Source organism: Mesorhizobium sp. B263B2A, from assembly GCF_020165775.1.
Classification (GTDB): domain Bacteria; phylum Pseudomonadota; class Alphaproteobacteria; order Rhizobiales; family Rhizobiaceae; genus Mesorhizobium; species Mesorhizobium opportunistum.
Window position 1 is genome coordinate 1 of the sequence record NZ_JAIUIU010000054.1, and the last position, 5,783, is coordinate 5,783.

Sequence of the window (5,783 nt, forward strand, 5' to 3'; positions counted from 1 at the left end):
GCGCCGGTGGCGCCGGTAGCTCCGGTCGAACCCGTGGCGCCGGTATCACCAGTCGCACCGGTGGCGCCGGTAGCTCCAGTTGAGCCCGTGGCGCCGGTATCACCGGTCGCGCCTGTGGCACCGGTTGCTCCAGTCGAGCCGGTGGCACCCGTATCGCCAGTCGCGCCCGTGGCCCCGGTCGCTCCGGTCGAGCCGGTGGCGCCCGTATCGCCTGTCGCGCCTGTGGAGCCGGTTGCTCCGGTCGAACCGGTGGCACCCGTATCGCCGGTGGCACCCGTAGCTCCAGTCGAACCCGTGGCGCCCGTATCGCCGGTCGCGCCTGTGGCGCCCGTATCGCCGGTTGCGCCTGTGGCGCCGGTCGAGCCAGTCGCGCCTGTGGCCCCAGTTGCACCTGTCGAACCCGTAGCGCCAGTCGAACCCGTGGCGCCTGTCGAACCTGTTGCGCCGGTCGCACCCGTGGCGCCGGTCGAGCCCGTAGCGCCGGTTGAACCCGTGGCGCCTGTCGAACCTGTTGCGCCGGTCGAGCCCGTAGCGCCGGTTGAACCCGTCGCACCAGTAGAACCTGTGGCGCCGGTCGAGCCCGTGGCGCCGGTTGAGCCAGTCGCACCAGTAGAACCTGTGGCGCCGGTCGAGCCCGTGGCGCCGGTTGAGCCAGTCGCTCCCGTCGAGCCAGTTGCGCCTGTGCTACCCGTCGCGCCCGTCGGGCCAATGTTTGTTCCGGCAGATGAAGTGGCTACCGCAAAGACACCGTTATTGTTAGTGGAGTCCGCACCAGCAACCGTAACCGCACCAACACCAGAAGCCGGAACCGTAAAGGTTCCTGCAGCAACTTGGGTAAAATCTTGATTGGAGTTGTTTCCCGCCTGTGGGACGAGCGCAGTAATTGTATATATTGTTGACACTCCAGTCGAGGGAACGTTTAGTATAACCGCAACTGATGTGAAGGGGGAAACGGCCTCAGATGGAAGAGAGAAACTGGCAACAATAGCGCCGGCAGGATTGGTGACATAGTATTCAACAGCGAACATTTTTCCGACATTCGCCGATGTATCAAGCGTCCCATTAAGGGTAATTTCCACGCTCAATATACCCGAATAGCCCGCGACCCCCGTCATCGTCAGCGGCGCCACTTGCCCGCCCGCCAGCTCCCATTGTCCACCCAGGGGGGCCGCGCCGACCAAAGTGCTGGCGGCGCCGACATAAACCCCGGTAGCATCCCCGAGCGCCTCGACGAACGCCTCACCAGCCGCACCACGGCCTGTCTCGCAGCTCCACAGCCGCAGGTCGCCGTCCTCTGCCAAGGACCGGCCGATGGCGGCCAGGTCGCCCGCGTCGCGCGCCAGAGTCTCAGCCGACCATTCGCCGGCCGCGAAAGCGACGCGCCCAGGATCGCCGTGGGCGATGACGTGAATCGCCGCCAGGCTCCGGCGGCCGGCCAGCGCCGACGCCATCTGCGCGGCCGCTGGCCGCGCCGCATCGAGCAGCACCGGCTGCACGCCGGGCCGCAGTCCGGCCAGAAGGGTGCTGATGTCGCTGACGGCAGGATCGATGAAAACGATTTCGGACGTCATCGCATGATCGCCCCGAGGGTGTTCGGTCGAAGCTTGCCATGTTGATGCGTAAAGGCCCGGCCGCGTGGCGACCGGGCTATGGAAGGGAATTGGGGCGTTCAACATGGCATCACCCCTTCGGTCCGACGGCGCCGGATGGAGGCGCGGGCACATCCACAGTGAAGCCGGCCGAGGTGAACTTGCCGGCTTCGTCGAAGATGCCGACATCGAGGCCGGTCGATCCGCCAGGCACCCTGACGGTGATGCGGAAGGCCCTGTTGGCCATGTTCGGCAGGTTGATGTTGCCAACGATCGAGCCGTGGTCCCTGTCCACCACGAAGTATGTCGTCGAGCCGGCCGCCAAGCCGCTCGGGACCAAGCCGGATACGGTGATCTCGATCGCCGCCAGAACTGCTGCGTAGCTCATGATGCCCCCCCGGGTTAGCGGCGGCCGCGCCGCTGCGTCCTTTGTCCGAATGTTCAGTTCCCATCGTCCGCCAAGCGCCGGCGACCCAACCAGGTCGTTCGCCGCCGCAACCGGCGTTCCCGTCGCGCACGACAGCGCATCGATGAAATTCGTTCCGGCCGCACCGACGCCGGCGTTGCAGCTCCACAGCAGCAGCTCGCCATCATCGCCCATCGCCCGGCCGATCGCGGCGAGATCGACCCCGTCGTCGTCGAGCGTCTGCGCCGACCATTCACCAGCCGCGAAACACACCCGCCCAGGCGCGCCGTGCGCGATGACGTGCACCGCGTCGAGGCCGTCGCTGCCTTCGAGCGCCAGCGCCATCTGGCGCGCGGCCGGGCGTTCGGCGTCGAGCACGATCGCCTCGACCCCCGGCCTCAAATTGCCAAGAAGCGTGCCGAGATCGGATACCGAGGCATCGACGAAGACGAGTTCGGTGGCCATGGCGAGATCCTGTCGGTTGGTTTCAAGCTGAAAACCGGCGACGCCAGGCGTGGCCGGGTCGAGCGCGCGGGCAGAACGGGCGTCGTGGTTTTCGGGGAGGTCGAAGCGGGCCAGCGGCCGGGCGCCGGTTGCGGCATCCAGTGGCCGCCATGGTGCAGCCAGCCTATCGACGCCGGAATTGGCTCCGCGCCAGACTTCTCGCAATGTCACTCGACCCACGACACACCCCTACAACCGGTCGCGCCGACGGATCGGCGTCAACACGCGAGGGAACTCCAGAACGGGAAACCTGTCCGCCTCCGCCGACGGGCAAACGTACATGCGGCTTTCAAGGCGCACCTCAAATGCGCGCCTTTTTCACAAATCCGCGATGTGGCTTGCGGCCCTAGAACCCCTTCACCCAACTCTCGCAGAACTTCCGGCCACCCGACCGTCAGACCTGCGGACCCCCCTCATGCCGTATATTAGTAAATTAGAAAATTAGCGATTTGTAAACTATTAAGTCGGGAATTGGTAAATTGCCAAGACCAAGGCCGCGAAGCCTGGTCAATATCGAAGGGCCAAAACGGCGCGAATTGTTTTGAAAACCACGGGTTTGGCGGCTTCGTTTCAGTCCCCGCCAATCCGCCAACAGTCGTCATCGCCAGAGGCGTAAAGAATAACCGGAAACGCGCGGACCGCTTTTCAGCGAAGCCCGCGCGCCCCATTTTTTCAACTTGGACCGAACCCTTTCCGTAGTCCGTTCCTGCTCACTCGTGCGGCTTCAAGAGATCCTTGATGGAGGTCTTGGCCGTGTGGTCGTTGCTGGCGTAGCCGGTACCAGGCTTGCTCAGATCCGAGGTGAGATCCGTGCTCGCACCAGCCGGCTTGTTCTGGTTGCCACCAGATCCGCCAACCGTCTTGAGGACGTTCAGCAGGTCTAACGTCACCGAAGTCGCCGCAAGGCCGATCAGGTTGCGGACCGACGCATGGCCGCCGGAACCGCCGCCGCCGTCAGTCGAGCCGGACTGCAGGAATTGCGCCGTGTCCTTGAGCCCGAGCGTATTGGCCGTGACATTGGCTTTGTGACCAGGGCCGTTTTCGGCATTGTTATTGTTCCCGGAACCACCAGGTGCATCCTGATCTCCATTGCCAAAGCCGTTATTGCCATGACCACCAGTACCACCACCATCCGAACCGGTTCCTCCGGTCGGGCCTGTCGGACCTTGCGAGCCTGTTGCACCAGTCGCACCCGTGGCACCAGTCGAGCCGGTTGCTCCGGTCGAGCCGGTCGCACCGGTAGAGCCTGTGGCGCCGGTTGCTCCGGTCGAGCCAGTTGCCCCTGTGGAGCCAGTGGCCCCTGTGGAGCCCGTGGCACCAGTCGAGCCGGTCGCTCCGGTCGAGCCCGTAGCTCCGGTATCACCCGTGGCGCCGGTCGAGCCCGTCGCACCGGTCGAGCCTGTCGCCCCGGTCGAGCCGGTGGCTCCGGTCGAGCCAGTCGCACCGGTCGAACCAGTTGCTCCAGTCGAGCCAGTTGCGCCGGTCGCACCTGTCGCTCCGGTCGAGCCCGTCGCGCCGGTATCACCCGTGGCGCCGGTCGAGCCAGTTGCACCAGTTGCCCCGGTCGAGCCGGTGGCGCCAGTCGAACCGGTCGCACCAGTGGCGCCGGTCGCACCGGTCGAACCAGTGGCGCCGGTCGAACCCGTTGCACCCGTCGAGCCTGTTGCTCCGGTCGAGCCGGTGGCGCCGGTCGAGCCGGTTGCTCCGGTCGAGCCGGTTGCCCCGGTCGATCCAGTTGCTCCGGTCGAGCCTGTCGCTCCCGTCGAGCCAGTAGCTCCGGTCGATCCAGTTGCGCCAGTCGATCCAGTTGCGCCGGTTGCCCCGGTCGAACCAGTAGCTCCGGTCGAGCCGGTTGCCCCGGTCGAACCAGTAGCTCCGGTCGAGCCCGTTGCTCCGGTCGAACCAGTAGCACCGGTCGAGCCCGTTGCTCCGGTCGAGCCTGTTGCACCCGTCGAGCCGGTTGCTCCGGTCGAGCCTGTTGCACCCGTCGAGCCGGTTGCGCCGGTAGAACCCGTTGCACCCGTCGAGCCAGTCGCACCGGTCGATCCAGTTGCGCCAGTCGATCCAGTTGCGCCGGTCGAGCCTGTTGCACCGGTCGAACCAGTTGCCCCGGTCGAGCCGGTTGCCCCGGTCGAGCCCGTGGCTCCGGTCGAGCCGGTTGCCCCGGTCGCGCCGGTTGCTCCGGTCGAGCCGGTGGCTCCGGTCGAGCCGGTTGCCCCAGTCGAGCCCGTTGCGCCGGTCGACCCAGTCGCTCCGGTCGACCCAGTCGCTCCGGTAGAGCCAGTCGTTCCGGTAGAGCCAGTGGCACCGGTAGAGCCGGTTGCCCCGGTCGAGCCAGTCGCTCCGGTAGAGCCAGTGGCACCGGTCGCGCCAGTTGCCCCGGTCGAGCCGGTTGCGCCGGTCGAGCCGGTTGCACCTGTCGAACCAGTTGCCCCGGTCGAGCCTGTTGCGCCCGTGGCCCCGGTCGAGCCAGTCGCTCCGGTAGAGCCAGTGGCACCGGTCGCGCCAGTTGCCCCGGTCGAGCCGGTTGCGCCGGTCGAGCCGGTTGCACCTGTCGAACCAGTTGCCCCGGTCGAGCCTGTTGCGCCCGTGGCCCCGGTTGCACCGGTCGCTCCGGTATCACCCGTGGCACCGGTCGAACCGGTGGCACCGGTTGCGCCAGTCGCACCTGTCGAGCCAGTCGAGCCGGTCGCTCCGGTAGCACCAGTTGCCCCAGTCGATCCGGTTGCACCGGTGGAGCCGGTTGCTCCGGTCGAGCCCGTTGCACCAGTGGCGCCGGTCGAGCCAGTTGCACCAGTCGATCCGGTGGAGCCGGTTGCTCCGGTCGAGCCGGTTGCACCAGTCGCGCCGGTCGAGCCAGTTGCGCCGGTCGAGCCAGTCGCGCCGGTAGCACCAGTTGCCCCTGTCGATCCTGTTGCTCCGGTGTCGCCCGTTGCGCCAGTCGAACCTGTCGCTCCGGTCGAACCGGTTGCACCAGTCGAGCCGGTTGCGCCGGTAGCGCCAGTTGCTCCGGTAGAACCCGTAGCACCAGTCGAGCCAGTCGCTCCGGTTGAGCCCGTGGTTCCGGTATCACCCGTGGCGCCAGTCAATCCGGTTGCACCGGTCGAGCCCGTCGCTCCGGTCGAACCTGTGGCACCCGTATCGCCGGTCGCACCTGTGGCTCCCGTTGCACCAGTAGAGCCGGTTGCTCCGGTCGAGCCAGTCGCACCGGTCGAACCTGTGGCACCCGTATCGCCGGTCGCACCTGTGGCTCCCGTTGCACCAGTAGAGCCGGTTGCTCCGGT

Annotated in this window: 2 protein-coding genes and 1 pseudogene; all 3 read right to left on the reverse strand. The window is 66.7% G+C overall.

All coding sequences use genetic code 11. The annotated features are described in order from the left end of the window. Positions 1–1,676 (reverse strand): DUF4347 domain-containing protein (locus LB568_RS33210; RefSeq protein ID WP_224732387.1); only part of this gene is annotated, 1,676 nt, incomplete at its 3' end. Positions 1,677–1,680: 4 nt separating this feature from the next. After that, positions 1,681–2,670 (reverse strand): DUF4347 domain-containing protein, encoded by a 990-nt coding sequence (locus LB568_RS33215; RefSeq protein ID WP_224732388.1) that lies wholly within the window; start codon positions 2,668–2,670, stop codon positions 1,681–1,683. Positions 2,671–3,209: 539 nt separating this feature from the next. Then, a pseudogene (locus tag LB568_RS33630) lies at positions 3,210–5,783 on the reverse strand (hypothetical protein); the annotation flags it as partial.